The organism is Paenibacillus artemisiicola, from assembly GCF_017652985.1.
In the GTDB taxonomy this organism is placed as follows: Bacteria; Bacillota; Bacilli; order Paenibacillales; family Paenibacillaceae; genus Paenibacillus_Z; species Paenibacillus_Z artemisiicola.
This window is the reverse complement of the sequence record NZ_JAGGDJ010000048.1, coordinates 17585-43080: the sequence shown is the minus strand read 5'-3', so window position 1 is coordinate 43080 and position 25496 is coordinate 17585. Positions and strand designations below refer to the sequence as shown.

The following is a 25496-nucleotide window of genomic DNA, read 5'->3' as shown; positions in this document are numbered from 1 at the left end:
CGATTAGAACGAAGCATGACGACACCATCCGATCTGTCTATGTTACTTATATTATACTATATTAACGCGGTGTCGTGTTAAATTAAAAGGACAAACAATTGGCTGTCGAGACTTTCTCGACAGCCTGGGACCCGCTGCAACGGGCAGCGGGTCCAAATCTATATTCTAAAAGGGGGGTCGAGATTGATTATAGGCGCCGTAGATTAAAACAAGCTGAAATTCGGATTGCATTCCCGTTACAATTGCGTGTTGGAAGATTACGGCGCGTCACGAGCGGCCCGTCATGTAGGCGATGACGGGATGCGAGATCAGGTTGCGATCCCGAACGGCGGACGCGATCGCGTCCGGATACGCGCTCAACAGGCCGTTCTGCAGCAGGACGGGCGTAAAGCCCCGCTCGGCCGCGCCGTTGTAGGTGAACAGCACGCACTGCTCCGCCGCGAAGCCGGCGATGACGACGAGCTCCGCGCCCCGTTCCGTCAGCCGCGCCTCCAGCTCCGTGCGCCAGAACGCATTCCCGCTCTCCTTGGATACCTTCAAGTCGCCGTCCTTGACCACGATGCCCGGAATCGGGTCGAAGTCGCCGCGGTTCGCTTCCTCCATGCCCTCGACGTCCAGCACGTGGACGACGGGATGCCCGCCGCCGCGGAGCCGCTCGGCCGCGAAATTGATGTATGCGCACGCGCGCTCCACCGCTTCTCCCCCCACGCGCCCCCGCAAATGCACGGGCTGCATGTCTACGATCAGTAATGCGATTTGCATCGAATAGCCTCCTTATGCGCAACCGGAGCCGCCGGCCTTGCCGTACGCGCTCCGCGTTTCTTTCGGCTACTTATTTCGGCGGCGGCACGCCGTTTCCTCCCGGCGGCGGACCGCGGCGTCCGGCCGGCCTGGCCCGGATGCCATTCGCTCCCGGAACGGAGCGGGCGGCGGACGTTAAGTTTCTATAAAATTTTGGAAATTCGCCAAGAAATCCGAAAGCGCTCCCGAATAGTATCCTTTAGGCTTCCAAGCATCGGCTATGCCATCAACGGCCGGCACCCGGCGATCGGCATCCCAAGGAGGTGTGCAGGCGCTCTGCAGGTGCCGATAACCGGTCCCATCCCAACGAAAAGCGAGGAGAATACTTATGAAACGACGTTCGAACCCGTTCGTTCGGGTCCTGCTGCTGTCAGCCCTCTGCCTGCTGCCCGCGCAAGCCGCGGCCGCCGCGCAAGCGCATGCCGCCTCGTCCGAGCAGCTCCTGAACGCCTTCGACGGCACCATCCGCGATTTCGACGCCGCCCGGATTCTGTGGGCCGCGAACGACGGCAGCACGCTCTGGCTGCACGACCGCCTGAACGGCGGCGACGCCAAGATCTACGACGCCTCCGGCACCGATACGCTCGTCGGGCCGGCGAAGCTGTCCGCCTCGGGCGTCGTCTATAACGTCAACACCCGCACGGGCGTATGGCCGCCCGCGAGCACGGTCTACGCCTGGGCGAACGGCGCCGCCGCGCCGATCGGAAGCGGCGAGGACGTGAAGCGCGTGACGGACGGCGGCACGGTCGCGGTGCTCACGAAGCATACGGTCGACCTCGCGACGGGACAAGCCCGCGAGCCCGGCTACGACAAAGCCGATTCCGCCGGCGGAACCGCCGTGTATACGGCGCCGAGCGGGCCGCTGCAGACGCTCGCGCTCTTCCGGGCGCTGCCGGGCGGGGGCGCCGAGCAGCTCGCGGCGCCCTCCGCGAAGGTAACGCAGTGGTTCGGCTGGACGCTCGGCTACTACGGACCGCTGACGGACGGCGGGAGCATCCTTTACCGCGAGCTTGTCGTGCTGAACAATTACCATGACATGAAGTGGGCGCTGCGCCTGCGCGGGGCCGACGGCGCCGTGACGACGCTGGCCTTGAACCCTTGGGCGAAGGGCAACTATTACGTCCCGAACGACGATTACCGGCTGAACGGCGGCTGGGTCGCCTATACGGCGTACCATAAGGAGCCGAACAGCTGGAGCCTGTACGTCCGTTCGCCGCAAGGGACGGAGAAGACGGCGTTCGAGGCCCCGGCGGGCTGGTCCTTCTCCGCCACGCAGCTGCGCATCGACGAACTGGCTCCCGACGGCACCGTCGCGTTCACGTTCAACGGCAAGTCGGAGCTCTACGATACCAAGACGGACAAGGTCGTCGGCACGGCCGGAGGCTCGTCCGCCTATCAGTACCGGGAGCATGCCTTCGCCGGCGGCGGCGATGCTTCCGCCCGGTACGGCGTCTGGTACCGCGTCAGCGGCGGATCGCTGTACGCGGTGCGTCCGTAGGCGGCGAGAGAACGCCCCTTGATTGGAAGAGCCGGCCCGCCGACGATCGGCGGGCCGGCTCTTGTCTTAATGCAAGCCGTGCTGCTCCGGCGCCGCGTTCGGCAGCCGGTCCGCGAACCGGCTCCAATCCCGCTTCATCTCCGCGTCGGTCAGCAGGCACGCGTCGAGCCCGTCCGCGATGCCCGCCCGGTCCATGCCGATGCCGATGAAGACGAGCTTGTTGATCCGGTCGCCGTGCTCGGCGTGCCACCGCGCGGCCGCTTCCGGCTCCTCCCGCAGGATCGCCCGCCGCTCCGCTTCGGGCAGCGCCGCGATCCAGCAGCCCGACGGGCCGAAATGAATGGACGGCCCCGCCTGGCTCAAGCTTTGGCCCATCGCGTTCCGGGTGGCGAGCCACACGATGCCCTTCGCCCGCACGATCTCCTCCGGCCAGCGGCTCATCCAGCGGTAGAGGCGCTCGGGATGGAACGGCCGGACGCGCTCGTAGACGAACGACGCGATGCCGTATTCCTCCGTCTCCGGCACGTGGAGCTGCTTCTCCATTTCGCGGATCCAGCCGGCCGACAGGCTGGCTGCCTCGAAGTCGAACAGCCCCGTGTCCAGGATGTCCGACGGGGCCACGCGTCCATGGCTGGCGCGGATCAGCTTCGCCCGCGGCTGCAGCTTCCGCAGCACGCCCTCCAGCTCCGCCAGGTCCGCTTCGTCCATTAAGTCGCATTTGTTCAGGACGAGCACGTCGCAAAATTCGATCTGGTCGATCAGCAGGTCGACCACCTCCCGCGCATCGTCATCGCCGACGTGCTGGCCGCGGGCGAGCAGCGATTCGCCGGAGGAATAATCGTGCCAGAACCGGTACGCGTCCACGACCGTCACCATGCAGTCGAGCCGGCAATAGCGCGACAGGTCGATGCCCTGTTCCTCGTCCACGTACGTGAAGGTTTGCGCGACGGGAACCGGTTCGCCGACGCCCGTCGACTCGATAAGGATATAGTCGAAGCGCCCATCCTTCGCGAGCTGCTCCACCTCCCGCAGCAAGTCCTCGCGCAGCGTGCAGCAGATGCAGCCGTTGGACATCTCCACCAGCTTCTCGTCCGTCCGCGACAGCCCGCCGCCGTCTTTGACGAGCGCGGCGTCGATGTTCACCTCGCTCAAATCGTTGACGATGACGGCCACGCGGAGACCGTCGCGGTTTTGCAGCACGTGGTTCAGCAGCGTCGTCTTGCCGGAGCCGAGGTAGCCGCTCAGGACGGTGACCGGAATTCGGCGCTCAAGGGTTTGTTGGTTCATGGATTCTCCCTGCTTTCCTATGTAAATTTTACGATCTGGAGACATGCAGCCGCCAAGGCAATTGCATGCGCGTCATTATTCGATCGGGGCGGCGGGCAAAGGCCGAAACGGAACGGCGCTCTTAGCCCGCGCCTTAATCGTAATAATTACTATTAAATCCTAACAGGCGCCGCCGCCGGCGTCAACCTCAAGCTGCCGGCTGCCGGATTTTGGCGTCCGGACCGAGGGGCGCTGCGCCGCGACACGCCCGATGCGCCGAAGCTCGTTCGCCCGGACGGATTGCCGCCTCGCCGCCTCGCCTCTATAATGGGGCTTAGACAACGAAGCGATCGCGCGAGAAGCACGGCATCCTTAATTCGAACCTATGGAGGGACTGCTTATGCCGCATTACCGGCACGTTTGCATTACCGGCACCGACCGCGGAATCGGGCTGGAACTGGCGATTGCCCTGTTGGAATCGGGCTGCACCGTCTACGCGGGCGGTATCGTCCATCCCAATCCCGAGCTGGAGCGGCTGTCGGCGATCTATCCGAATCGGCTGCACGCCTCCCGCCTGGACGTCGGAAGCGACGACAGCGTGAAAGCGTTTGCGGAATGGCTCGCCGCTCTGACGCCCGAGCTGGACCTGCTGATCAACAACGCCGCGCTGCTCGGCGACACCGGCAGCACCGTCGCGGACGAGCTCGACTTCGCCGACATGCAGCGGGTGTACAACGTCACCGCGCTCGGCGCGATCCGCATGGCGAACGCGCTGCTTGCGCCCGTCATGAACGGCGGCAAGCTGATCGTGAACGTCTCGTCCGAAGCGGGCAGCCTCGGCCAGAGCCACCGCGACGCCTGGTTCGGCTACTGCATGGCCAAGGCCGCGCTCAACATGGGCTCGACCATCGTCCACAACAAGATCCGTCCGGATGGCGGCCGCGTGCTGCTGCTCCACCCCGGCTGGGTGAAGACGTCGATGAGCGGCACGTGGAACGACGCCGGCACGTACACGCCGCGGGAAGCGGCCGCGCAGCTGCTCGCCCGCGTCGCGGAACGCGGCGGCGAGCTGCGCGAATTGCCCCTGTACCTCGAAGCGGATACCGGCCGCGAGCTGCCATGGTGAGGAGGACGACGAAGATGAACGAACCCGTACGCACGCTGCTGCTCGGCGACTTCGCGGCGGCGCCGTGGCATCCGCTGGAGCCGGCGCGCGCCGAGCTGGACGCCGCGCTCGGCCCCGAATTCGCGCTGGAGGCGACCGAGGATTACGACGCCCTGAGCCGGCTCGATCACGCGGAGCATCCGCTGTGCATCTCCTACGCGGACTGCTGGGACCGGACGCCGACGCCGGCGCAGACGGCGGGCCTGCTGCGCTACGTCGCGGGCGGCGGCGGACTGCTCGTCGTGCATAACGGCATCTCGCTCCAGCGCAGCCCGGAGCTGCGGCAGCTGATCGGCGCCCGGTTCACCGGGCATCCGCCTTATCAGCCGCTCGTCTACCGCCCCGCGGAGGAGCACCCGATCCTGGGCGGCGTCGGCGAATTCCCGCTCGAGGAGGAGCCGTACCGGTTCGAGCTCGATCCGCTGGCCGAGCTGGACGTGTTCCTCGCCTACGACTTCGAGGGCGAACGCTGCCCGGCGGGCTGGGCGCGCGACTACGGCCTCGGCCGGGTCGTCTACCTGCAGCCGGGCCACCATGCCCCTTCCTTCCGGCCCGAGCCGTACCGCCGGCTGCTGCTGAACGGCGCGCGATGGGCGTGCCGGCGGTAATCCGGTGCGGACGGTAATCCGGCGCGGAGCAAGCCGCCTCGGAAAGAACCGGATGCCTCGGCGCGGCGGGCAGCCCCACGGCTCCCGAACGCGGCGTTTCATCCAAAAAGGGCCGTCCCGCAAGCGGATTCGCTTGCGGGACGGCCCTTCGTTTGCCGCGCGGCCCCGAGGATCGCGCTACGCGCCGAACTTCTCCGCCGCGTCCACCGTATGCTTCAGCAGCGTCGCGATCGTGACCGGCCCGACGCCCGCCGGCACCGGCGTAATGGCGGAGGCATGGGCCGCGCACGCCGCGTAATCGACGTCCCCGACGTTGCCGGGATTGTAGCCGGCGTCGAGCACGACGGCGCCCGGCTTGATCCAGTCGCCCCGCACGAACTTCGGCTTGCCGACGGCGGCGACCACGATGTCCGCGAGCCGGACGATGGCCGGCAGATCGGCCGTGCGCGAATGGCAGGTCGTCACCGTCGCGTCCGCGTTCAGCAGCATCGCCGAGACGGGCTTGCCGAGGATCGGGCTGCGGCCGATGACGACGGCATGGCGGCCGCTTACGGGCAGCTCGTAGTGCGCCAGAATCGCCATGATCGCCGCCGGCGTGCAGCAGGGAAAGTCCGCCAGGCCGAACGCGGTCCGCGCGTAGCCGAGCGTCGTCACGCCGTCGACGTCCTTCTGGGCGGCGATCGCTTCGAACGCCGCCCGCTCGTCGATGTGCGGCGGCACGGGATGCTGCAGCAGAATGCCGTGCACCGCGGCATCGCCGTTCAATCCCCGGATGGCCGCGACCAGCTCTTCCGTCGTCGTCGCCGCGGGCAGCTCCACGCGGATCGACGCGATGCCGAGCCGCTTGCACGCGTTGCCTTTCATCCGCACGTACGTGGCGGATGCCGGGTCGTCCCCGACCAGCACGGTCGCGAGACACGGAACGACGCCCCGCTCCTTCAGCCGCGCGATGCGCGGCGCGAGTCCTTCTCTGATGCGGTCCGCGACCGCGCCGCCGTCCAATACCAACGTTTCCGAATGCGTCATGCTCCCTCATCCTCTCGCGTAATGGTCCCCTACAACAGAAAGAGGCAAGGGGACGAATCCCCTTACCTCTGCCCAGGCGTACGGCCGTATAAGCGTTCCGTGCTCCCCCGCGGTTCCCCGCGTTACGCCAGTCACACGCGCTTTTTGAATCGATGGTTGTATTATACCGTCCGGGGGGGCCGCAGGCAACCCGCATCGGGATATTCGCGCGGCCGCTTCGCCTACTTCGCGAACGTCACCATTTTCGCGTACGCGTCCGGATGCATGAAGGTCTGCGCCAGCTCGGTCTTGTTCGACTGGATGAACATCCGCACGAGCGAGCTGCTGGTCTGGATGTCCTTGAGATACGGCGACAGGTAGACGGTGTCCGCCGTCGTCGCGGTGCGCATGTACTGCTCCAGCTGCAGCTCGTACTCGAGGTCCGTGGAGTTGCGGATGCCCCGGATGACGGCCTTCACGGCGTTCGCGTTGACATAGTCCGCCACGATGCCCTCGAACGGCACGACGACCGCGTTCGTCACGTGGGCGGTCGACAGCTCCACGAGCCCCGTGCGCTGCGCGAGATCGAAGTAATGCTTCTTGCTCCGGTTGTTCGCGATGAGGACGTGCACCTCGTCGAACAGCGTGCCGGCCCGTTCGATGACCGAGATATGCCCGAGCGTGATGGGGTCGAAGCTGCCCGCGTACACGACCCTCATGCCTGCTCCTCGCCCGGCACGACGGCGTCGCGGATCTGCTCGAACGTAAGCGGCGTGTAATCCCAGTGCTCCACGCAGACGTTGAAGTGGTGGACGCCCTCGTATTTTTGCCCGTGGATGTGGCCGTGAACGTTCACGTACGGCATATGCCGGTTCATGTACATCGGCTCGTGCGAGAGGAAGAAGAAGTCTTTATAGATGATGGGATGCTCGCTCGCCTCGTCGAAGCCGGCGTCCAGCCACCACTGCCGCCCGCGCCCCCGGTCGTGATTGCCGAGGATGAGATGCTTGTACCCATTCAGCCGCTCCACGATCGCCTGGGTCCGGTCTCGGTTCAGGAACGAGAAGTCCCCGAGATGGAACACCTTGTCCCCTTCCCCGACGACCGCGTTCCACTTCGCGATCATCGTCTCGTCCATCTCCTCGGCGTTCGCGAACGGCCGCGATTCGAAATCGATGATGTGCTTATGGCCGAAGTGATGGTCCGAGATGAAAAACGTCCTGCCCATGCGGTTCACGCTCCTTGTCTGCCTTACTCGTCGTCCGTAATCGTCGCGAGCAGATCCGCCCGAAGCGGCGTGAACGTCTCGACGGCGACCGTGTCCGCGAGCGCCGTCACTTCATGCACCGCGCCGCCGGGAATGACGAACTGCTCGCCCGCTTCGGCGACCGACAGCGCCCCGTCCATCTCCAGCTGCAGCCGCCCGCTGACGACGAACGTCAGCTGCTCGTGCGGATGCGAATGCGCCGCGCCGACCGCGCCGGCGCGCAGCTTCACCATCATGCTCATGATCGTCTCGCCCGGCGGGAAGATCTTCCGCTCGATCCCCGGCCCGGACGCGTGCCATTCGTCAAAACGCGGCATCAGGCTTCGCCTCCCGGCACCAGCAAGACTTTCGATACGTGGCCCGGCGCCTTCAGCAGCGTCTCGAACCAGCGTCCGCCTTCGCGGAGCGGCGCTTCGACCACGCCGTCGGCCAGGCCGATGCGGCCCTCTTCGATCCACCGGAGCGCCGTCCGGAAGTTCGCCGCGGAATACGCGAACGCGCCGGTCATCGTCACTTCGTTCCGGATCGCCACGTTCACCGGCAGCGCCGATTCTTCCTCGTGCAGCCCCGTGAACACCGTGCGGCCGCCGCCCTTGCACGCGAGCACGCACTGCCGGCGCGTCAGGCTCGCGCCGACCGCGTCGATCGCGGCGTCTACGCCGGCGCCGCCGGTCAGCCGCTTCGCTTCCTCCAGCGTATCCGTACCGGACGCCGGGCATACGGTATGCGCCGCCCCGAGCTTGGCGGCGATCGCCAGCCGCTCCGCGTTCATGTCGACGGCGATGACGCTGCGCGCGCCATGCCGCAGGACCGCCTGCAGCGTAAGCAGCCCGATCGGCCCCATGCCGACGATGAGCACCGTATCCGACGGCTTCGGCGCGGCCAGCTCCGCCGCGCGGATCGCGCAGGCGGCGGGCTCCGTCATCGCCGCCTGCCGCAGCGTCACCGCATCCGGCACGGGATAGACGAACGCGGCCGGCAGCTTCACGTACTCCGCGTTGCTGCCGGGCAGCGCGGCGGACAGCAGCTTCCGCGACGCGCACAGCTGCTGCCGGCCGGTGACGCACGGCTCGCATTGCCCGCACGTGACGAGCGGGTTGGCCGTGACGCGCTGGCCGAACGCCCAGCGGCCGTCAGCCGCGGCCCGGCTGCCGATGGCGGCGATCGTGCCGGAGAATTCATGGCCGAAAATCATCGGCGGCTTGCGGAGCGAATTTTTGCCCAGATACCCGCTGAGCTCCGACCCGCAAATGCCGGAGTACGCCACGCGTATGAGCAGCTCGTCCTCGCCCGGGACCGGCTTCTCCGTCTCCCGGAGCACCATCTCCCGCGGTCCTTCGTAAATCAATGCCTGCATGCGCGATTTCCCCTCTCCACGATCGATTTCGGTTTCGTAAAGGTTTGGCAAATTTCGGCTTCATTCCTCTACATGGTAGCATTCCGCCCGCGAAGTCGAAAGCCCCAATCGGGCATCGGTCCGGTTCGGCAGGCGGTCCGGCGGCGGACGCGTCTCCCGAGCGCCGGACCTTAGACGGCCGTGACAACCCGCGGCGCGCGGGAATACGCTGGACGTAATGACAACGTACAGGAGGTTCGGCGATTGAACAACATCCGAAGAGGATCCGCGCCGCGAAAACGATCGACCTTCCTACAGCCGCGCCCGGTGAAGATTCCGCCGGGGTGGCGGGCGGAGAACTGGTCGGGCTACGCGATCAGCGGGAACCGAGGCGCGTATCGCCGCGTTTCGGGCTATTGGGCGGTGCCCCGCGTGAAATCGGCCAAAGGAAACCGCTATTCGTCCGCTTGGATCGGGATCGACGGCTTCGACAATCCGTTCTTGATCCAAACGGGAACCGCGCACGGTATCGAGAACGGCAAGGCGAGCTACTATCCGTGGTGGGAGATTCTGCCCGCCTACGAGACGCGGATCCCCCGGCCCGTCGCGCCGGGCGACGCGATGTTTGCCCAAATCACGAAACTGCGCGGCGGCAAGTGGCGGATTCTGCTCCGGAACCGGACGAAAGGCTGGACGTTCAAGACGGTTCAAGCCTATGCCGGCCCGGCTTCCTCGGCGGAATGGATTTTGGAGGCGCCCACGGTCGGGTTCGCGACGGCGCCGCTGGCGAATTACGGACGGACCGCCTTCTTCGGCAGCAGGCTGAACGGCAAGCGTCCCTGCTTCAAGCGGCGCAACCGGGGCGTCATGGCGCAGAACGGCCGCATCGTCTCCACGCCGTCCCTGCCCAACAAAGCCAGAGACGGCTTCCGCGTCGCCTACGGCCCCGACATGCCCACTCCGCCTTGCTGAGGGCGTTCGCATCCAATTCATGGCTGATTCCCGACTGTCCATCCCTTTAGGAAACATTTGGAATGCTCGACAGGAAACGCCACCTCTCGCCGTCGGCTTGCCTTACACTGAAGCTAGCTTTTACGACGCGGGAGGGAAACGATGTTGACAACGTACGATGTCATCCTGATCGGAAGCGGCCATAACGCGTTAATCGCGGCCGCTTATTTGACGCGCGCGGGAAGAAGCGTCCTCGTGCTGGAGAAGAACGACCGTCCGGGCGGATTTCTCCGCACGGAGGAGCTGACGCTGCCCGGCTTCAAGCACGACGTCTATGCCGCCGCCCACCCGCTGTTCCTGACCGGGCCCGCCTACGCGGACTTTGGAGAGGCGCTCGAAGCGCGCGGCCTGCGTTACGCGAACACGGAGCTGCCGACCGGCGTCTCGATGGAGAACGGCGACACGGCCGTCTTCGCCCGCTCCGGCGAGGAATTGGCCGCCGAGGCCGAAAGGCTCTCCCCCGGCGACGGCGCCGCGCTGGGGCGCATGTTCGAGGCCTTCGCTCCCTATGCGGGGCAGGTGTTCGAGCTGTTCAATCTGGATTTGTCGGGCCCTCGGGCGACCGAAATCATCCGGGAGCTGCTGGCGGCTCCCGGCGCCAAAGGCTACTCGCCGTTTGCCTCCTCCCTGTTCTCGACCGCCCGCCAGGCGGTGAGCGAGTTCCGCTCCCTGGTGACGCGCGCCATGCTGGCCTCCTGGGTCACGCATCTCGGCCGCACGCCGGACGAGGTCGGCAGCGGCGTCTGGGTGCCGCTGACGGCGATGGCGCTCATGGGCGGAGGGATGCCGATCCCCGAAGGCGGCAGCGAGCGCCTCGCCCAAGCGTTGGCCCGGCTGGTGCAGGACCAGGGCGGCACGATTCTGACCGGCGCGCACGCGCAGCGGATCGTCGTCCGCGACGGCAAAGCCGTCGGCGTGCGCACGGCGGACGGCGAGGAATACCGGGCGGCGCAGGCGGTCGTCGCTTCCACCGGCCCGGATCAGCTCTACCTGTCGCTCCTCGCGGACGCGCCGGTCGGCGCCGATCTCCGCGCCCAAGCCCGGCGCTTCCGGTACGGAAGAGGCTGCGTGCAGATCCATCTGGCGCTGAGCGAACCGCCCCGATGGCCGGACGCCCGGTTCGCCCGCGTCGGCCAGCCGCATCTGACCGACGGGCTCGACGGCTTCACCCAAGCCATCGCGCAGGGCATGTCCGATCTGCTGCCCGCGAAGCCGACCTTCACGGTGGACTGCCCGACCAACCTCGATCCGAGCCGCGCGCCGGCCGGCAAGGCAATCATGCGGCTTCAGGTGCTGGAGGTGCCGTGCCGCCCGCGCGGCGACGCGGCCGGCGAGATCGAGGTCGGCGACGGCGCCTGGACGGCCGAATTGACCGAACGCTTCGCCGAGCGCGTCATCGGCGTCGTCGGCAAGCATATTCCGAACGTCCCGGACGCGATCGTCGGCAAGTTCGTGGTCACGCCCGACGTCATCGCCCGCTTCAACCCGAATTCCGGCCCCGGCGACCCGTACGGCGGCGCGCACGATTTGGCGCAGAGCTACTTGTTCCGCCCGCTGCCATCCCAGCCAAGCCACCGGACGGAAATCCCGAATCTCTACATGCTGGGCGCGGCCACTTGGCCGGGGCACGGCATCAACGGCGGGTCGGGCTACATCGTGGCGCAGCAGCTGCTGGCAGGAGACCGGTAGCCGGCTTCTCCCGGGTTCCGAGCACGGTTCTGCCCTTCCCTGGAAAGTTCCCCTCCGTGCAGCGCACCGCTTGCGGCGCACCGTCTGCGCGGAGGGGACTTTTTTATTTGGCGATAGGCTCGCGAACCGATCTCCGGCGTACTGTGCATGACCCAGAACTACAGGGTACGGCGACTTCCGAATACAAGCGATGCGGACGCGCCGGAAGTTGAAGATTTTGTGAATGAGGCACCCCGCCCGCAAATTCGGACGGGTTTCGGTATAATGGTCTCTGGGGATGCGTCGCGCCCCGGAACGCCGCGCGTCCGAGTTGAAGCTGAAGAAGGAGCGGTGAACGAATGCAATATACGTATTTGGGGAAATCGGGATTGAAGGTCAGCCGGCTGTGCCTCGGCACGATGAATTTCGGATGGACGACGGAGGAGCCGGAAGCGTTCCGCATCATGGACGCGGCGCTCGATGCGGGCATCAACTTCTTCGATACGGCGAATCAGTACGCCTTGGGCCGCACGGAGGAAATCATCGGCCGCTGGTTCAAGCAGGGCGGCGGCCGCCGCGAGCGCACTGTGCTCGCCACGAAAGTGTACAACGATATGCACGACGACCATGACGGACCGAACCGCGAAGCGGGCTTGTCCGCGTATAAAATCCGCCGGCACCTGGAAGGCTCGCTGCGCCGTCTGCAAACGGACCATATCGAGCTGTACCAGATGCATCATATCGATCGGAACGCAAGCTGGGACGAGCTGTGGAACGCCTTCGAAATCGCCGCGGTTCAAGGCAAAATCGGATACGTCGGCTCGAGCAACTTCGCCGGCTGGGACATCGCGGTCGCGCAGGGCGAGGCGAAAGCGCGCGGACTGCTCGGCCTCGTATCCGAGCAGCACAAGTACAATTTGCTCTGCCGCCTGCCGGAGCTGGAGGTGCTGCCGGCGTCGCGAAGCCTTGGCCTCGGCATCCTGCCTTGGAGCCCGCTGGACGGCGGCCTGCTGGCCGGCGCGCCGAGCGGCGGCACCGCCAGACGCAGCGGCGATGCCGCGCGCGTCGAAAGGCACCGGCCGCAGCTCGAAGCGTTCGCCGAGCTGTGCGGCGAGCTCGGGGAGCGCGAGGACATCGTGGCGCTGGCCTGGCTGCTTGCCAATCCGGCCGTGACCGCGCCGGTAATCGGCGTCCGCACGCTGGAGCAATTCGAGCGTTCGCTGCGCGCGGCCGAGCTCAAGCTGGACGAGCCGGCGCTGAAGCGGCTGGACGAGATCTTTCCCGGTCCGGGCGGGGATGCGCCGCGCGCTTACGCGTGGTAAACGCCGCAATCGGAAACGGCCCGCAGGTTAAGCCTGCGGGCCGTTTTTTTGCCGTATTTCCGCATCCGCGGCCTCCATGCCATTCGCAAGCCGGCCGCCGTCTGCCTGTTCGGCTGTCCGTTATGACTGCCGTCCAGCCGTTCCCGTCCCCGGCGCTCGCGTAACGCTCCTCGTTCAAGACGCCGCCACGGTTTTCTCCATGATAAAGTCGTCCATGACGTAGCCGTTTCCGATATCCGCGACGAGCTCCCGCTCGATCCGGAAGCCCTTCTTCTCGTAGACCGCGATGCTGCCGGCGTTGTGCCGGTTGACCGTCAGCCAGATCGCGCCCAAGGACCGGTCGCCGCAGAGCCGTTCCAGGAACGCCATCGCATGGCTGGCATAGCCCCGCCCCCGGTGCTCCTTGGCGATATAGAACTTGCTCAGGAAGAGCTTGTCCTCTTCCGGTCTGACCGCCATATAGCCGACTGGCGTCCCTTCGTGCCGGATCATGTAATATTCGTAGCCTTGATGATGAATCTGTTCCGTGATCGCCGGAACGGATTGGAATTTCCCGAGCATGTATTCGATCTGCTCCATCGTGATGATGGATACGTAATATTCGCGCCAGATCCGCGCGCCCAATCGAACCGTTTCGGCGATTTCCTCCGCCGTATTCACAAGAGTAAAGCTAACCTCCATCTGTCCTGACCGCCTTTTCTAAGATTATCGCTTGCCGTGACCGCCGGCCCTCTCTATTCTCGCACTTCGCGCTTCCGATGGCCAGCATCGCGCACGGGACGCGCGAAAGCAAACAAATATTAAGTTGACACTTAATTTAGTTAATGCTAAATTATTGGCATGATCGATAAAGCGCTAACCGCCCTGACGGAACCGCGGCGCAGAGAGATTTTACATCTCATCCGTCATGGAGAGCTGCCCTCCAGCGCCATCGCCTCGCACTTCGACATTACCGCGCCGGCGATCTCGCAGCACTTGAAGGTTCTTGAAGAAGCCGGGCTGGTCGTCGTAAGGCGCGCCGGCACCAAACGTTATTACGGGGTAAGGAGGGAAGGTTTCGCCGAGTTGATGACCTATATCGGAAGCTTCTGGGACGACAGCCTGCTGCGTCTGAAGGAAGCGGCCGAAGAAGAAGAGAGGAGAATCCAAGAATCCGATGACTGACAACACCCTGACGAAGCAAATCTTCATCGCGTGCCGGCCCGAAACGCTGTTCGCGTTCTTCACCGACCCGGACAAAATGATTCGCTGGATGGGCCGCCAGGTGCTGCTGGAGACGAGAATCGGCGGCAAATTCCGCATCGACCTCAATGGCAGCGACATCGCGATGGGCGAATACAAGGAGCTGGTTCCGAACGAGCGAATCGTGATGACGTGGGGCTGGGAGCGGTCCAAGCTGGTCCCTCCGGGCTCCAGCACCGTCGAATTCAAGCTCGCGCCGCAGGACGACGGCACTTTGCTGACGCTCACGCATTACGACCTGCCGTCCGCCGAGGAAATCGCGTCGCACGCGAAGGGTTGGACGCATTTCATGGGCCGGCTGCAAACCCTTGCGCAAGGATTAGGCTCCGGCGCCGATTCGCGGCCGAACGGCGCCATGTACGACCCGGCAGCGAATTAGGAGGGGTTTTCCCGATCGATGCAGATGACAAAAGGCCGCCGGTGCGCCGGCGGCCCTTGCTTGCGGAAGATGATCGACGGGCCGGTTCAGACCGAGCCGGCGCCATTGTCGATCGGCTTGATGACGCGGGCCGGATTGCCGCCGACCACCACGTTATCGGGCACGTCCTTGGTCACGACCGCCCCGGAAGCGATCACCGCGTTGTCGCCGATCTTGACGCCCGGATTAATGACCGCGCGCCCGCCGATCCACACGTTGCGGCCGATGGTCACCGGCTTCCCGAATTCCGCGCCGGAGACGCGGGGCTCGGCTTCCAAGGGATGCGTCGCGGTGTAGATATGCACGCCGGGCGCAAGGAAGCAGTTGTCCCCGATGCGGATCTCGCAAACGTCCAGGAACACGCAGTCGAAATTGGCATAGAAGTTCTCCCCGACATGCAAGTTATAGCCGTAATCGCAGCGAATCGTCGGTTCGACATAGAGGCTGCGCCCCGTCGAGCCGAACAGCTCCCGCAGAATCGCTTGCCGCTCTTCGTGCTCCGTCTCCAGCGTTTGGTTGTAGAGCCGCGTCAACCGGCGCGCGTTCAACCGGTCCTTCGTCAGTACCGGGTCGGCGGCCTGGTACAGCTCGCCGCTCAACATTTTTTCCTTCTCGGTTTTCGGTTGCATGAGGGAACTCCTTTCGTCGTCTAAGCCCGTTCGACCGGTCCGCCGTTCCGCGTTCCGATAGGGTCAGCATGCCCATTACCACCAGCTCGCAAAAGGCCTGCTGGCCACGTTCACCCGATTCTCTTCCGCCCATTTTAGGATCGTCGCCATGCCCCTGTCCTCGCCGTCCGCGAAGCGGAAACACAGATGCAGCGGCACAAGCCATGTCCCGTACGGTTTGATTCCGATTACCGGTCTAAAATAGCCGGCCTTCATGATGCGTTGAATGTCCTTCGCCAGGATCTCGCGTCCGTTGATGCGGATGGCTCCGTCGCAGAGCTGCATCGCCGTCGGCTGCTGCATCGCCCTGAAGAACGTTCCTATTAAGACCGTTGCGCTCACAACGAACAGGACAATCCAAGGCACGATACGCGATATATTGGACTGGCTTTGAATGAAATCGATAAGCCTCGGCAGGGTAATCAAACAAACGATCGCCATGCCGATAATGGTTCTGAATCTGGCCGGCTTCTTAATCGAAAGCGTCATGACCTTCACGGCGCCGGGCCTCCTTCCTGCACTGCGGAACTCGGTATTTTAAGCGGTTCAACGAGGCTTATCCTTTGTTCAACGGTTGTCGGTCTAAATAAAAATACGCCAACCCCTCTCTTAACGCAGGAGCCAGTTCGAAGTTCAGCTTGTTTAGCAACGCTAACGACCGCTTGTTCTTCGGGTCGACCGTCGCCTCGATCCGGTCGAGGCCCATCCGCTCGAACCCGAAGGCGATGACGGGCTTCAGCGCCTCCCGCATCAGTCCCTTGCCCCAGTGCGGCTTCGCCAAATCGAAGCCGAGCTCCGCCCGGCTCCGTTCTTCCCGAACCCAGCAATGGTACCCGCAGGTGCCGATAAGCTCTGATCCGTTACCCCCAGCTCTGCACGATCACGGTCACGACCAGCACGATCGCGAACAACGCGAACGCCCCCAAGAAAAAATAGCCGAACATCCGCAGCGGCTTCGGCATGCCGTTCAGGTCGACCGGCTTGTCGGGCACGCCCATGACGGTGCGGTAATGCTCGGTCACGTCGTTGAACGAACCGCCCGGCTTCGTTTGCGCGATCGTTTCCTCGCGCCGCTCGCGTTGATCCGGCTCTTCCGGCATCCGGGTTCCTCCTCGCCTTACGCTTCGCCTTCCCGGCGAAACCGTTTGTAATGAAGATACGTCTCGCCGTCGATGACGATGCCGCCTTGTTCGCGAAAGCCGCACTTCTCGATGACCCGGCGCGACGGCTCGTTCCCATTCAGCGCGAGGGCGTTCAGCTCCTCCGCAAGCTCGCGCTCGAACAGGTATCGGACGAGGCCGTTCGCCGCCATTGTCGCGTAGCCCTTGCCGCGATGGGCGGCGGTCAAGCCATAGACGATTTCCCGGTTGGGCGGCGGGAGCTCTTCCTTCATGCCCGTGCACGCCCAGCCGATGAAACCGCCCGTCGTCTTCAGCACGATCGCCAGCCGCAGACGAAGCTCGCCGATAGGCCCGCCTTCCTCGACGGCTTGCAGGAACCGCTCGTTTTCCGGGATTTCGTAGTTCAGCAGCCAATCGGCGCGGCGCTCCTTGGGGACGTTCCATCCCGGCAGGTAGCGGACGATCTCGGGTTCATGCGTGATGGCGTGAAAATCGTCCAGATCCTCCGGACGAAACGGCCGCAGCGCAATCGGGCCGCAGTCGATCATATATTCGTCGTGCATCGTCGTCCTCCATGCATCCGTCATGTTCGCCTTGCAACTCGGCGATCCGCGCACTCGAAGCCGCCTCCCAATTGGCCGTGCTCGGACCTTACTCCCCTTTCTCCTTCGCCCGCCGGATATCCTCCATTTTCCATTTATTTTTTTGGAAGCGTCACCCTCTCATTTCATAATCCCGGGTCCGGTGTGGTAAAGTTGAAGGAGGAGTGTATTGAACGAGGAGGCTGCTGGATCATGAAGGAGCGACTATTCGAGCTGCGCTGCCGGGACGGCTCTATGCGCCATGCGGCGGAATGGGAACCGGACGGAGAGGAGCGCGGCGGCATCCGCGGCGTGATCGCGCTCGTGCACGGCATGGGCGAGCACGTCGGCCGCTACGAGCACGTTGCGGAAATGTTCACCGGTGCCGGCTACGCCGTCTTGGGCTTCGATCAGGTCGGCCACGGACGGACGACGGGCAAGCGCGGCCATACCAAATCCTACCCGGCCCTGCTCGACGGCGTCGATGCGCTGCTGGCCGAGGCGAAGAAGCGTTATCCCGGCACGCCGGTTTTCTTGTACGGACACAGCATGGGCGGGAATGTCGCGCTCAACTACGTGCTGCGGCGCAAGCCCGGCATCTGCGGCGCCATCGTGACCGGACCGTGGCTGAGGCTCGCCTTCAACCCGCCGCCGCTGCAGCTGATTATCGCGCGCGTGGTGAACCGGCTGTTTCCCGCCTATACGAACGAACGGCCGATGGTCGGCGACCATTTGACTTCCGACCCGGCGATGATCAAGCGCTACCAGGAGGACCCGCTCGGCCATGGCTCCATCACGGCGCGCTTCTTCCTGAGCGTGCAGGGCGCCGGCCTCTGGGCGCTGAAGCACGCCTCGGAATGGCGTTTGCCGCTGCTGCTCATGCACGGCGGCTCGGACAAAGTCACCTCGATCCAAGCGAGCCGCCAGTTCGCCGACGAGGCCGGTGCGCTCTGCACGTTCATGGAGTGGCCCGGCTACAAGCACGAGCTGCATAACGAGCTGGACCGCGAGGAAGTGTTCGACGTCATGCGGGACTGGCTGGACGAACGGCTGAAGGCGCTCTGAATGTGCGCCTCGCCCGGCCGGCTTCGTGCGGATGAACCAGCGTGCGACGGGCAGCGCAGGGAAGACAGCATCCTTTCCTGCGCTCCCTTTACAGCTGAAAAAGCGGACGTTGAGCAATGATGCAGAAAAAAAACCCGCCCGGCGATTGCTCGCCGCACGGGACTTGGAAGCCGTTGAACGTCAGGTGATCGAAGCGTTATAAATGGCTTGTATGGTGTTCGATAGCGTCGCGTTAAACTGCTCGTCCGATTGCTGAGCGGCAAGTCCTTCGGACAGCGCTCGCGAGAAGCTGGCGATTAGTCCATGATTGCGAGCCAATTTTTCGTTTGCTTCCTTCATCCCGAAGCCCCCGGACAATGCAACCACTCTCAACACATGCGGCTCTTTCATGAGGGCTTGGTATACATTATCCTCGGAAGGGATCGTAAGTTTGAGCATGACGTTCGCGCCTGGATCCAGCGCATGCAATCTCTCCAGGAGCTCTTCTTTCAATACGCGTTCGATGTGATCTCGATTTGCGCTGTGAATATCGACTTCAGGCTCGATAATCGGAATTAAGCCTTCGGCTAGAATCTGCTTGGCGATATCGAATTGTTGTTCGACAACCTTCTTTATGCCTTCCGGGTTCGCTTCTTTGATGACCGAACGCATTTTCGTACCGAAAATATTTCGCTCCGCCGCAAGCTTCAAACGTTCCGTTAATCCCGTCATTGGCTTCATGAGCTGAACGCCGTTCTGAACATCGGCCAGACCCTCGTCGATTTTCAGGAATGGCACGATCCCCTTGTTCTCCCACAGATAATCAGCCGTAAACTTCCCTTCGATTGTCCGGTTCATCGTATTTTCAAACAAGATGGCGCCTAGGATCGCGTCGGCATTAAAGGCCGGACTCGTGATGATGCGCGTTCTCATTTCATGCACGACGCCATACATCTCTTCTTCATTCGCGTACCGGTCTTCTTTGATTCCGTACTGAAGCAGCGCTTTAGGCGTACTTCCGCCGCTTTGGTCCAAAGCGGCAATAAAGCCCTTGCCCGAGTGAATGCGTTCCACCTGTTCCTTGTTCATTGATAGCCACCATCCGTTTCCTATGAATTGGCGCCTCTAAATGCCCAAAACCAGTATATCCGAAAACCAAGGCGCTCACACCGGCATCTTCGCGTTCTTCCCGACGGGAATCCATGCCTCGGAGTACCCGCTCTGAACGCAAATCTCCGGCTGGACATAAAATACCGCCCGGCTCGCAGCGAGCCGGGCGGTTGTATCATGCCGCGCCATCAATGCGCGAACAGCGGTTTCTTGTACTCGGCTTTCCGTTTCAACAGGACGAAGCCGTTCTCCTCCCGTCCGGTGCCGATGACCGGAGCGAGGACCATGGCGTTCATGTCGACCACGACGACCTTGCCCGTTCGCTCGCGCGTAACCGGTATGCGCGTCCGCGCATTTCTCTTCGCTTCTTTGCCGTTCATGCCGGATCGCCTCCAAATACGTAGTGGACCGTGCTCATCAGCTCGTCGTTCTCGTCCATCAGCTGCTCCAGCTGCTCCCGCGTCGAGACGTTCCCCGTCAAGTGCACGGTCACGACCAGCTCCTTACCCACAGGATAGCACAGCAAATAAATTTTGCCAACGCCGTGTCCCTTGTACAGGATCGCCTGCTCCGTGCTCGTCCGGAAGACGTCGACGACGAGCGGCACCTGCTCGCCCGCGTCCTGATAGGCCGAGAAGGAATAGAACTTGCCTCGCCCGACGTTGCCGGCGACCTGCCGGATGCCGTCGTTCCCTTCGGCGCGCCATACCGCCGCGCCGGACACCCGGCCGACCGAGCCGCCGTCGTAGGCGGTGCGGACCGCTTCGTAGAGATGCTCGTACTTGCGCGCGCCGTCGCGCACGATATCCGCGCTGAACTGGATTAGAAATTGCAGCAGCGAGGCGTGGGCCGGATTGCGGTACGGACCGAGCTCCGCGATGCGGTCCGCGATCGCGCCGCACGCCGTGCTGACGGCGGCGTCGAGGTTTGTCCGGTCCGGATCGTAGGTCAAGTAGGTCAGCCCGTTCAAGTCCGACGGGATATGGAATTCGCTGACGACGCTGCCGTCCCCGCGCGCCTTGGCGACCGTCCGCGGCACGACGAAGAATACCCGCTCCCGCTTCAGCCGGCCCCAGAACAGCCCCAGCTCGAAGACGACGTTGTCGCGCGGAATCATCATGATCTGGTCGCGTAGCTCCACGACGTCGTGCGGCGTGAACAGGAATACCGCGAAGTCGCTCGCGTCCGCCTGCACTTCCAAATCGGTCATGGCGTCGTGATTCGCCTGAAACGTTCCCGCGAACCACGGCGTCACCTCCGCGATCCGTTCGAGCTCCCGCGTGACGGCCAGCGCCAGCCGCTTGGCTTCGCTCGTCGAGCCCAAAAACACTTTCGGCCTGCTATCCGACATGACGTCCCCTCTTCCCGATAGACATGCTGCGCCTGCTAGTTGTCATCATTCTACCATACGCCGCCCGCGGGCACGGCATGAAATTTCCATCCGGAAAGTTTTCCGCTCACGCTGCTTCTTTCTCTTGCTCTTTCTCTTGCTCTTTCTCTTTCTCTTGCTCTTTTTCTTGCTCTTCCTCTCCCTTTCGCATTCGCCTTCTCCCTCCCCCGCCCTCTATTACCCGCAGGCCGGCGCATGCGAAAGAGGCAGCCCCTGCGGAGCCGCCTGTATACCCATCTCTATTCGTACGAATCTACGAACGCGAAGCGCGGCCGCCGTTCGCCGCGAACGGCCACCCGGGCTGCTCTAGCCCGCCGCCGCCAACAATTACACCCTCTTATCCCCGCCCCAGCGCCCGGCGAATGCTCGTCTCCACCGGCGAATACGCCGCCGGGTCCGCGCGGTCGAAGTTCATCCGCTCCTTCAGCGGCGTCTTCTGGTTGCACATGAAGCGCGGCACGCCGGAGTGATTCTGCGACGGCGTATGGTAGAGGAACGGATGGCAGAGGATGACGTCGCCCGGCGAAGCCGTCGTCTCGGCCACCCGCAGCCGGAAGCCGTCGCCGTCGGCATGCCACGCCCCCATGAACCGCTCGACCCGGCCGGGGTCGTCCTCGCGCTCGCCGTTTTGCCCGGTCAGCGCCGCCAAGTACGGATGCTCCAGGTTCAGCTTATCGATGCCCTCCTGCGGCTCAAGGCCCTCGGGATGGCGCTCCAGGAAGCGCGCGACGACCCGGTGCGAGCCTTCCACGATCAAGGTCCCGCCGCCTTGCGGGCCGATCTCCGAGAAGATGCACAGGCACAGCAGCCCTTGATCCGGACTGTCCACGTAATGGCGGAAATGGCCGCCGTCCCAATGCCAGCCCTTCGTCGGCACGGTCCAGGGCCGCTCGGCGCCGAGGGAGAAATTCACCGGCCACCAGCCCCACGTGCTGACGACGGCCTCCTTCCCGTACACGCCGCGGTCGATCCAGCGGCCGTGCCCGACCAGGTCCTCGATCGCGTCGGCCATCCGCTCCGTGTTGCAGCGGTCGAACGCGCCGCCGCTGTAGGCCTCGCGCAAATAATGCATCGGTTTGTCCCACGTGGCGCGGTCGTTCGCGTCGATGCCGGCGGGCCGCAGCTTCTCCCACACGAACTGCTGGCATTCCAGCGCCAGCTCCCGCGGGAAGGCTTCCTTCACCTTCACCCAGCCGCGCGCCATGAAATGGTCGATCTCTTCCTTCGTCAAAACTTTGTTCTCCATAGGTCTCCACTCGCTTTCCGCAAATTTCGAATAAGAAAGCCGGTGCCCGACTTGCGCACCGGCCGTATGGATCCGACGATTATTTCGACTGCGCCGCGCGCCAGGCGTCGAGCTGCTTCTGCTCTTCGGCGATGACCTTCTCGATGCCGGCCGCCTTCAGCTTGTCGATGTACTTCGGCAGATACACGTTCGGATCGAGCGTGCCCGTGCCGAGGCCGGAGTTGAACTCCTTGCCCACGTTCGTGATGGCGGCGACCTCCGTCTTCACGTTCGACGGGTCGAAGACGAAGCCGAGCAGCGGCGAATTCTTGGCGGCCTTGTTGAACGTCTTGAATTTCTCCCACTTCTGCGGATCCTCGTTCGTCCACAGGTAGTCGTTGAACTGGTTGCCGAACAGCCACGCCTGGTTCAGGTTATAGCCCGAGGTTTGCGCCGTGACGCCGTCCGCGAAATCGATCGTGTTGTCGCCGACCTTCTTGTAGTGCTTGCCTTCGATGCCGAAGGCGATCAGGTTGACGAGGTATTTGTCCGTGTACAGCAGGTTCAGGAACATCATCGCCCGCGCCGGATCCTTGGACGTGCGGGAGATCGAGGCCATGGAGCCCTGCGTATCGCCCGTGCCGATGATCGGCTGCGTCAGCTCCACCTGCACCCACTGCACGCCGGTCGCCGTGCTGACCTCGGCGTCCTTGCCCGGCTTCAGCTGCTCCGGATACGCGAACGCCTTGCCGGCCTTTAGACCGCCGCTCAGATCCTGCAGCGTCGCGGCGTCCTTGTTGACGTAGCCCTTCTGGTACCACTGATGAATGAGATCGTACCCGGCTTTCGCCTCCGGCGTCTCGAGCCCCATGACCAGCTTGAAGTCGGTCGAGCCCTTCGGCAGCGTGCCCGCGCCGCCGTCGTAGTAGTCGAAGTTGTTGTTGTTCCAGACGTTCAGCAGCGAGATGTCCTTGTTCAGGTAGAACGGCGTGACGCCCGGTTCCTTGTCCTTGATCATGTCGAAATACGGCTCGAGGTCCTGCAGCGTCTTGATCGTGGTGAGGTCGATCGCGTATTTGTCCACGAGGTCCTTGCGGAGCATGACGCCGAATTGGGTCGCCATCTCCTTGTTGACCGGCATGCCGTAGTTCTTGCCGTTCACCTTGGAGCCTTCGAGCAGCGCGGGCTCGATGACGGCTTTCGCTTCCGGCGCGTACTGGTCGATCAGGCTCGTGATGTCGATGATGTTGCCTTGGGCGATCTTCGTCGCGAAGCCGTCCCAGTTGGCCGTGTACATGAGGTCGAACGGTTCGCTCGAAGCGAATTTCAGGTTCATTTTATCCGCCCAGCTGCCCCAGTCGATGACTTCCAGGTCGAAGGACGCGTTGATCTTATCCTTCAAATACTTGCTGACTTCCTCGTTGACGAGCGCTTGATCCTTCTGCGCCGCGGCGCCCGGAACGAACCATTTGATCGTGTACGGTTCGAGCTTCGAGGCGTCGGAGCCGCCGTTTGCCGCCCCGGCATTCGCGTTCGCGCCGCCGTTACCGGTCGCGGCCGCCGCGTTATCGCCGCCCCCGTTGCCGCCGTTCGCGCTGTTGCTGCCGTCGTTGCCGTTGCTGCCGCAGCCGGACAGCATCATTGTCACGGCGAACGCCGCCGTCAATGCGGTAAGTCCCTTGCGCTGGATCCCCTTGACCTTCATATGAACCCTCCCATATCGAATATGAACGCCTAGCTCTGTATGCTAACCGGTCTCGGCCGGGATTAGCCCTTCACCGCGCCGACCGTCAAGCCGGCGACGAAATACCGCTGGAAGAACGGATACGCGAGCACGATCGGGCCCATGCCCACGATGCACATCGCCATGCGGACCGTTTCGTTCGGGATTTTGGCGATCTCCGCGGCGCCCACCGCCGTATTGCTCTGGGCGTTCGCCTGCAGGAACTGCAGGTTGCGCATGACCCGGTACATCATGTACTGGAGGTTGACCATGTTGTCCTTGTTAATGAAGACCAGGCTGTTGAACCAGTCGTTCCAGTAGGCCAGCGTGTAAAACAATCCGATCGTCGCCATGACCGGCAGCGACAACGGCAGCACGATGCCGAAGAAGATGCGGAACTCGCCGGCGCCGTCGATCTGCGCGGATTCGAGAATCGACGGATGGATCGTCTGCTGGAAGAACGTCCGCGTCGTCAGCACGAGGAACGCGTTCATGAGCAGCCCCGGCACGATCAGCGCGAACAGCGTATCCTTCAGGTGGAACAGGTTCGTGTAGACGAGGTACCACGGCACGAGCCCGCCGCCGAAGATCATCGTGAAGAAGATGAAGAAGGAGAAGAAACCCCGGAAGGCGAAGTCGCCGCGCGACAGCGGATAGGCGTACAGCGCCGTGATCATCATGCCGACCAGGCTGCCGATGACCGTCGTCGCGATGGAGATGCCGTAGCCGACCGCGATTTTGTGGAAATCGTACATCAGGTAATGATAGGCCGCCGTGCTCCAGACCCGCGGGATGATGGAATAGCCGTGCAGCGCGATGGCGTTCTCGTCGCTGAAGGACGCGGAGAGCACGAGCAGGACCGGGAACAGGCACAGGCAGCAGTAGACGATGAAGAAGACGTTAATGACCAGATTGGAGCCGGGCGAAATGGCGTTGATCGGCTTTGCCGCTCGCGGTTTGGATACGGCCGCCGCGGCTGCCGGCGATTGGGCGGTGGTGGTGTTCATGCGCGGTTGTCGCTCCTTCCCTAAAATAGCGCGTTTTCCTTATTGATCCGGCGGACGATGAAGTTGACCGACAGCACGAGCACGAAGCCGACCGCCGACTGGTACAGCCCCGCCGCCGAAGACATCCCGACGTCGCCCAGCGTAAGCAGCGCGCGGTACACGTACGTATCGATGACGTTCGTCGTCGGATACAAGGCGCCCGCGTCGAGCGGAACCTGGTAGAACAAGCCGAAATCGGCATTCAGGATATGCCCGACGGCCATCAGCATCAGGATGATGATGATCGGCTTGATCTGGGGCAGCGTGATGCTCATCGCCTGCCGCCATTTGGACGCGCCGTCCATGAGCGCCGCCTCGTAGTATTCGTTGTCGATGCCGATGACGGCCGCCAGGTAGATGACCGTGGAGTAGCCGATGTTCTTCCAGATGTACACGAGCGGGAGAATGTACGGCCAATAGTTCGGTTCGCTGTACCACGCGACCGCGTCGAAGCCGAGCGGGACAAGCACATGCGTATTGATAAAGCCGAATTCCGTGCTCAGCAGGGAGTAGCCCAGGTACCCGACGACGACGGCCGACAGGAAGTACGGCAGGAACATGACGCTCTGGTAGAATCGGGCCGCGAGCCGCGCGCGCACCTCGTTCAGCAGAATCGCGAACGTGACGGCGATGATCGGCGTAATCGTAATGAACAGCGCGTTGTAGAGCAGCGTGTTGCGGGTAATCGTCCAGGCGTCGGACGTTTTGAAGAGAAATTTGAAGTTGTCGAAGCCCACCCATGGACTGTGGAAGATGCCTTTGCTCCAATCCACGCTCTTGAAGGCGATGACCGTGCCGAACATCGGCAAATAGTTGTTGACGAGCAAATAGATCGTGCCGGGAAGCATCATCAGCAGCAGGTAGCGGTTCTTCATCACCTTGCGGCCGAACGATTGGCGGGGCTTTCTTAATTCCGTGTTCAGATTCATCACCTCGTATCCTTGCAATGTCGTATCCGTGCTTAAGGATATTGTAAAAGAG

At 63.4% G+C, this 25496-nt stretch carries 29 protein-coding genes and 1 riboswitch; of the genes, 9 read left to right on the top strand and 20 right to left on the bottom strand.

Annotated features, from left to right (window positions below):
• Window positions 1-267: 267 nt before the first annotated feature.
• The gene (locus I8J29_RS28580) at window positions 268-762 is read right to left on the bottom strand and encodes a cysteine hydrolase family protein (protein ID WP_208850748.1); all 495 of its coding nucleotides are present in this window, start codon (window positions 760-762) and stop codon (window positions 268-270) included.
• A 367-nt stretch (window positions 763-1129) separates the two neighbouring features.
• Between I8J29_RS28580 and I8J29_RS28575 the strand changes: the two genes are divergently transcribed.
• The gene (locus I8J29_RS28575; RefSeq protein ID WP_208850747.1) at window positions 1130-2299 is read left to right on the top strand and encodes a hypothetical protein; all 1170 of its coding nucleotides are present in this window, start codon (window positions 1130-1132) and stop codon (window positions 2297-2299) included.
• Window positions 2300-2365: 66 nt separating this feature from the next.
• Here I8J29_RS28575 and I8J29_RS28570 read toward each other — a convergent pair whose 3' ends face one another.
• The gene (locus I8J29_RS28570; protein WP_208850746.1) at window positions 2366-3586 is read right to left on the bottom strand and encodes a GTP-binding protein; all 1221 of its coding nucleotides are present in this window, start codon (window positions 3584-3586) and stop codon (window positions 2366-2368) included.
• Between the two features lie 379 nt (window positions 3587-3965).
• On the opposite strand from I8J29_RS28570, the gene I8J29_RS28565 reads away from it, so the two are divergent.
• Complete coding sequence (locus tag I8J29_RS28565; protein ID WP_208850745.1) at window positions 3966-4691, top strand: SDR family NAD(P)-dependent oxidoreductase; 726 nt, start codon at window positions 3966-3968, stop codon at window positions 4689-4691.
• A gap of 14 nt (window positions 4692-4705) precedes the next feature.
• Window positions 4706-5338 (top strand): ThuA domain-containing protein, encoded by a 633-nt coding sequence (locus tag I8J29_RS28560; protein ID WP_208850744.1) that lies wholly within the window; start codon window positions 4706-4708, stop codon window positions 5336-5338.
• Window positions 5339-5515: 177 nt separating this feature from the next.
• On the opposite strand, the gene I8J29_RS28555 is transcribed toward I8J29_RS28560, so the two are convergent.
• The 5 genes from I8J29_RS28555 to I8J29_RS28535 form a co-directional block, all read right to left on the bottom strand.
• Window positions 5516-6364 carry a bifunctional 5,10-methylenetetrahydrofolate dehydrogenase/5,10-methenyltetrahydrofolate cyclohydrolase gene (locus I8J29_RS28555; RefSeq protein ID WP_208850743.1) on the bottom strand — a complete coding sequence of 283 codons (849 nt, stop codon included), beginning with the start codon at window positions 6362-6364 and terminating at the stop codon, window positions 5516-5518.
• Window positions 6365-6427: 63 nt separating this feature from the next.
• Window positions 6428-6509, bottom strand: a riboswitch (ZMP/ZTP riboswitch).
• 76 nt (window positions 6510-6585) lie between these two features.
• Window positions 6586-7062, bottom strand: coding sequence for a pantetheine-phosphate adenylyltransferase (coaD, locus tag I8J29_RS28550; protein WP_208850742.1), 477 nt, complete (start codon window positions 7060-7062; stop codon window positions 6586-6588).
• On the bottom strand, window positions 7059-7571 hold the full coding sequence (locus tag I8J29_RS28545) for a phosphoesterase (protein ID WP_208850741.1): 513 nt from the start codon (window positions 7569-7571) through the stop codon (window positions 7059-7061). Before I8J29_RS28545 ends, coaD begins: the two co-directional genes overlap by 4 nt.
• 23 nt (window positions 7572-7594) lie before the next feature.
• The gene (locus tag I8J29_RS28540) at window positions 7595-7927 is read right to left on the bottom strand and encodes a cupin domain-containing protein (protein WP_208850740.1); all 333 of its coding nucleotides are present in this window, start codon (window positions 7925-7927) and stop codon (window positions 7595-7597) included.
• Entirely contained in the window at window positions 7927-8967 is a 1041-nt protein-coding gene (locus I8J29_RS28535; RefSeq protein ID WP_208850739.1) for a zinc-dependent alcohol dehydrogenase, read from the bottom strand. Before I8J29_RS28535 ends, I8J29_RS28540 begins: the two co-directional genes overlap by 1 nt.
• Window positions 8968-9210: 243 nt before the next feature.
• Here I8J29_RS28535 and I8J29_RS28530 point away from each other — a divergent pair, with 243 nt between their 5' ends.
• The 3 genes from I8J29_RS28530 (at window position 9211) to I8J29_RS28520 (ending at window position 12947) form a co-directional block, all read left to right on the top strand.
• Complete coding sequence (locus I8J29_RS28530; protein WP_208850738.1) at window positions 9211-9918, top strand: G1 family glutamic endopeptidase; 708 nt, start codon at window positions 9211-9213, stop codon at window positions 9916-9918.
• Between the two features lie 141 nt (window positions 9919-10059).
• The gene (locus tag I8J29_RS28525) at window positions 10060-11646 is read left to right on the top strand and encodes a phytoene desaturase family protein (RefSeq protein WP_208850737.1); all 1587 of its coding nucleotides are present in this window, start codon (window positions 10060-10062) and stop codon (window positions 11644-11646) included.
• A 338-nt stretch (window positions 11647-11984) separates the two neighbouring features.
• A complete protein-coding gene (locus I8J29_RS28520; protein ID WP_208850736.1) occupies window positions 11985-12947 on the top strand; it encodes an aldo/keto reductase in 963 nt (320 codons plus the stop codon).
• 174 nt (window positions 12948-13121) lie between these two features.
• Here the strand turns inward: I8J29_RS28520 and I8J29_RS28515 are convergent, their stop codons facing one another.
• The gene (locus tag I8J29_RS28515; RefSeq protein WP_208850735.1) at window positions 13122-13628 is read right to left on the bottom strand and encodes a GNAT family N-acetyltransferase; all 507 of its coding nucleotides are present in this window, start codon (window positions 13626-13628) and stop codon (window positions 13122-13124) included.
• A 159-nt stretch (window positions 13629-13787) separates the two neighbouring features.
• On the opposite strand from I8J29_RS28515, the gene I8J29_RS28510 reads away from it, so the two are divergent.
• Window positions 13788-14111 (top strand): ArsR/SmtB family transcription factor, encoded by a 324-nt coding sequence (locus tag I8J29_RS28510; protein WP_208850734.1) that lies wholly within the window; start codon window positions 13788-13790, stop codon window positions 14109-14111.
• Window positions 14104-14568 carry an SRPBCC family protein gene (locus tag I8J29_RS28505; protein ID WP_208850733.1) on the top strand — a complete coding sequence of 155 codons (465 nt, stop codon included), beginning with the start codon at window positions 14104-14106 and terminating at the stop codon, window positions 14566-14568. The genes I8J29_RS28510 and I8J29_RS28505 overlap by 8 nt, the downstream gene beginning before the upstream one ends.
• Window positions 14569-14654: 86 nt before the next feature.
• Here the strand turns inward: I8J29_RS28505 and I8J29_RS28500 are convergent, their stop codons facing one another.
• The 5 genes from I8J29_RS28500 to I8J29_RS28480 all read right to left on the bottom strand — a co-directional run bounded on the left by I8J29_RS28500 (window position 14655) and on the right by I8J29_RS28480 (window position 16959).
• The gene (locus I8J29_RS28500; RefSeq protein WP_208850732.1) at window positions 14655-15236 is read right to left on the bottom strand and encodes a maltose acetyltransferase domain-containing protein; all 582 of its coding nucleotides are present in this window, start codon (window positions 15234-15236) and stop codon (window positions 14655-14657) included.
• 75 nt (window positions 15237-15311) lie between these two features.
• Entirely contained in the window at window positions 15312-15773 is a 462-nt protein-coding gene (locus I8J29_RS28495; protein ID WP_208850731.1) for a hypothetical protein, read from the bottom strand.
• A 58-nt stretch (window positions 15774-15831) separates the two neighbouring features.
• Window positions 15832-16122: a GNAT family N-acetyltransferase gene (locus I8J29_RS28490; RefSeq protein ID WP_208850751.1), complete on the bottom strand. Its 291-nt coding sequence runs from the start codon at window positions 16120-16122 to the stop codon at window positions 15832-15834.
• A 13-nt stretch (window positions 16123-16135) separates the two neighbouring features.
• A complete protein-coding gene (locus tag I8J29_RS28485) occupies window positions 16136-16375 on the bottom strand; it encodes a hypothetical protein (RefSeq protein ID WP_208850730.1) in 240 nt (79 codons plus the stop codon).
• 17 nt (window positions 16376-16392) lie between these two features.
• Complete coding sequence (locus I8J29_RS28480) at window positions 16393-16959, bottom strand: GNAT family N-acetyltransferase (protein ID WP_208850729.1); 567 nt, start codon at window positions 16957-16959, stop codon at window positions 16393-16395.
• 231 nt (window positions 16960-17190) lie between these two features.
• Here I8J29_RS28480 and I8J29_RS28475 point away from each other — a divergent pair, with 231 nt between their 5' ends.
• Window positions 17191-18042: an alpha/beta hydrolase gene (locus tag I8J29_RS28475; RefSeq protein ID WP_240546554.1), complete on the top strand. Its 852-nt coding sequence runs from the start codon at window positions 17191-17193 to the stop codon at window positions 18040-18042.
• 180 nt (window positions 18043-18222) lie between these two features.
• On the opposite strand, the gene I8J29_RS28470 is transcribed toward I8J29_RS28475, so the two are convergent.
• The 7 genes from I8J29_RS28470 to I8J29_RS28440 all read right to left on the bottom strand — a co-directional run bounded on the left by I8J29_RS28470 (window position 18223) and on the right by I8J29_RS28440 (window position 25444).
• Entirely contained in the window at window positions 18223-19110 is an 888-nt protein-coding gene (locus I8J29_RS28470) for a fructose bisphosphate aldolase (protein WP_208850728.1), read from the bottom strand.
• 209 nt (window positions 19111-19319) lie between these two features.
• Window positions 19320-19511 (bottom strand): hypothetical protein, encoded by a 192-nt coding sequence (locus tag I8J29_RS28465; protein ID WP_208850727.1) that lies wholly within the window; start codon window positions 19509-19511, stop codon window positions 19320-19322.
• On the bottom strand, window positions 19508-20482 hold the full coding sequence (locus I8J29_RS28460) for a TIR domain-containing protein (protein WP_208850726.1): 975 nt from the start codon (window positions 20480-20482) through the stop codon (window positions 19508-19510). The genes I8J29_RS28465 and I8J29_RS28460 overlap by 4 nt, the downstream gene beginning before the upstream one ends.
• A gap of 376 nt (window positions 20483-20858) precedes the next feature.
• A complete protein-coding gene (locus tag I8J29_RS28455) occupies window positions 20859-21767 on the bottom strand; it encodes a hypothetical protein (protein ID WP_208850725.1) in 909 nt (302 codons plus the stop codon).
• A 79-nt stretch (window positions 21768-21846) separates the two neighbouring features.
• Window positions 21847-23451, bottom strand: a complete 1605-nt coding sequence (locus I8J29_RS28450; RefSeq protein WP_208850724.1) for an ABC transporter substrate-binding protein — start codon at window positions 23449-23451, stop codon at window positions 21847-21849.
• Window positions 23452-23513: 62 nt separating this feature from the next.
• On the bottom strand, window positions 23514-24476 hold the full coding sequence (locus tag I8J29_RS28445) for a carbohydrate ABC transporter permease (protein WP_208850723.1): 963 nt from the start codon (window positions 24474-24476) through the stop codon (window positions 23514-23516).
• Between the two features lie 20 nt (window positions 24477-24496).
• Entirely contained in the window at window positions 24497-25444 is a 948-nt protein-coding gene (locus I8J29_RS28440; RefSeq protein ID WP_240546553.1) for an ABC transporter permease, read from the bottom strand.
• Window positions 25445-25496 lie beyond the last annotated feature (52 nt).

Excerpts from the sequence above, each read along its gene's own strand:
- I8J29_RS28580 (WP_208850748.1), bottom strand. The coding sequence starts at position 762 with ATGCAAATCGCATTACTGATCGTAGACATGCAGCCCGTGCATTTGCGG.
- I8J29_RS28575 (WP_208850747.1), top strand. The coding sequence starts at position 1,130 with ATGAAACGACGTTCGAACCCGTTCGTTCGGGTCCTGCTGCTGTCAGCC.
- I8J29_RS28570 (WP_208850746.1), bottom strand. The coding sequence starts at position 3,586 with ATGAACCAACAAACCCTTGAGCGCCGAATTCCGGTCACCGTCCTGAGC.
- I8J29_RS28565 (WP_208850745.1), top strand. The coding sequence starts at position 3,966 with ATGCCGCATTACCGGCACGTTTGCATTACCGGCACCGACCGCGGAATC.
- I8J29_RS28560 (WP_208850744.1), top strand. The coding sequence starts at position 4,706 with ATGAACGAACCCGTACGCACGCTGCTGCTCGGCGACTTCGCGGCGGCG.
- I8J29_RS28555 (WP_208850743.1), bottom strand. The coding sequence starts at position 6,364 with ATGACGCATTCGGAAACGTTGGTATTGGACGGCGGCGCGGTCGCGGAC.
- coaD (WP_208850742.1), bottom strand. The coding sequence starts at position 7,062 with ATGAGGGTCGTGTACGCGGGCAGCTTCGACCCCATCACGCTCGGGCAT.
- I8J29_RS28545 (WP_208850741.1), bottom strand. The coding sequence starts at position 7,571 with ATGGGCAGGACGTTTTTCATCTCGGACCATCACTTCGGCCATAAGCAC.
- I8J29_RS28540 (WP_208850740.1), bottom strand. The coding sequence starts at position 7,927 with ATGCCGCGTTTTGACGAATGGCACGCGTCCGGGCCGGGGATCGAGCGG.
- I8J29_RS28535 (WP_208850739.1), bottom strand. The coding sequence starts at position 8,967 with ATGCAGGCATTGATTTACGAAGGACCGCGGGAGATGGTGCTCCGGGAG.
- I8J29_RS28525 (WP_208850737.1), top strand. The coding sequence starts at position 10,060 with ATGTTGACAACGTACGATGTCATCCTGATCGGAAGCGGCCATAACGCG.
- I8J29_RS28520 (WP_208850736.1), top strand. The coding sequence starts at position 11,985 with ATGCAATATACGTATTTGGGGAAATCGGGATTGAAGGTCAGCCGGCTG.
- I8J29_RS28515 (WP_208850735.1), bottom strand. The coding sequence starts at position 13,628 with ATGGAGGTTAGCTTTACTCTTGTGAATACGGCGGAGGAAATCGCCGAA.
- I8J29_RS28510 (WP_208850734.1), top strand. The coding sequence starts at position 13,788 with ATGATCGATAAAGCGCTAACCGCCCTGACGGAACCGCGGCGCAGAGAG.
- I8J29_RS28505 (WP_208850733.1), top strand. The coding sequence starts at position 14,104 with ATGACTGACAACACCCTGACGAAGCAAATCTTCATCGCGTGCCGGCCC.
- I8J29_RS28500 (WP_208850732.1), bottom strand. The coding sequence starts at position 15,236 with ATGCAACCGAAAACCGAGAAGGAAAAAATGTTGAGCGGCGAGCTGTAC.
- I8J29_RS28485 (WP_208850730.1), bottom strand. The coding sequence starts at position 16,375 with ATGCCGGAAGAGCCGGATCAACGCGAGCGGCGCGAGGAAACGATCGCG.
- I8J29_RS28480 (WP_208850729.1), bottom strand. The coding sequence starts at position 16,959 with ATGCACGACGAATATATGATCGACTGCGGCCCGATTGCGCTGCGGCCG.
- I8J29_RS28475 (WP_240546554.1), top strand. The coding sequence starts at position 17,191 with ATGAAGGAGCGACTATTCGAGCTGCGCTGCCGGGACGGCTCTATGCGC.
- I8J29_RS28470 (WP_208850728.1), bottom strand. The coding sequence starts at position 19,110 with ATGAACAAGGAACAGGTGGAACGCATTCACTCGGGCAAGGGCTTTATT.
- I8J29_RS28465 (WP_208850727.1), bottom strand. The coding sequence starts at position 19,511 with ATGAACGGCAAAGAAGCGAAGAGAAATGCGCGGACGCGCATACCGGTT.
- I8J29_RS28460 (WP_208850726.1), bottom strand. The coding sequence starts at position 20,482 with ATGTCGGATAGCAGGCCGAAAGTGTTTTTGGGCTCGACGAGCGAAGCC.
- I8J29_RS28455 (WP_208850725.1), bottom strand. The coding sequence starts at position 21,767 with ATGGAGAACAAAGTTTTGACGAAGGAAGAGATCGACCATTTCATGGCG.
- I8J29_RS28450 (WP_208850724.1), bottom strand. The coding sequence starts at position 23,451 with ATGAAGGTCAAGGGGATCCAGCGCAAGGGACTTACCGCATTGACGGCG.
- I8J29_RS28445 (WP_208850723.1), bottom strand. The coding sequence starts at position 24,476 with ATGAACACCACCACCGCCCAATCGCCGGCAGCCGCGGCGGCCGTATCC.
- I8J29_RS28440 (WP_240546553.1), bottom strand. The coding sequence starts at position 25,444 with ATGAATCTGAACACGGAATTAAGAAAGCCCCGCCAATCGTTCGGCCGC.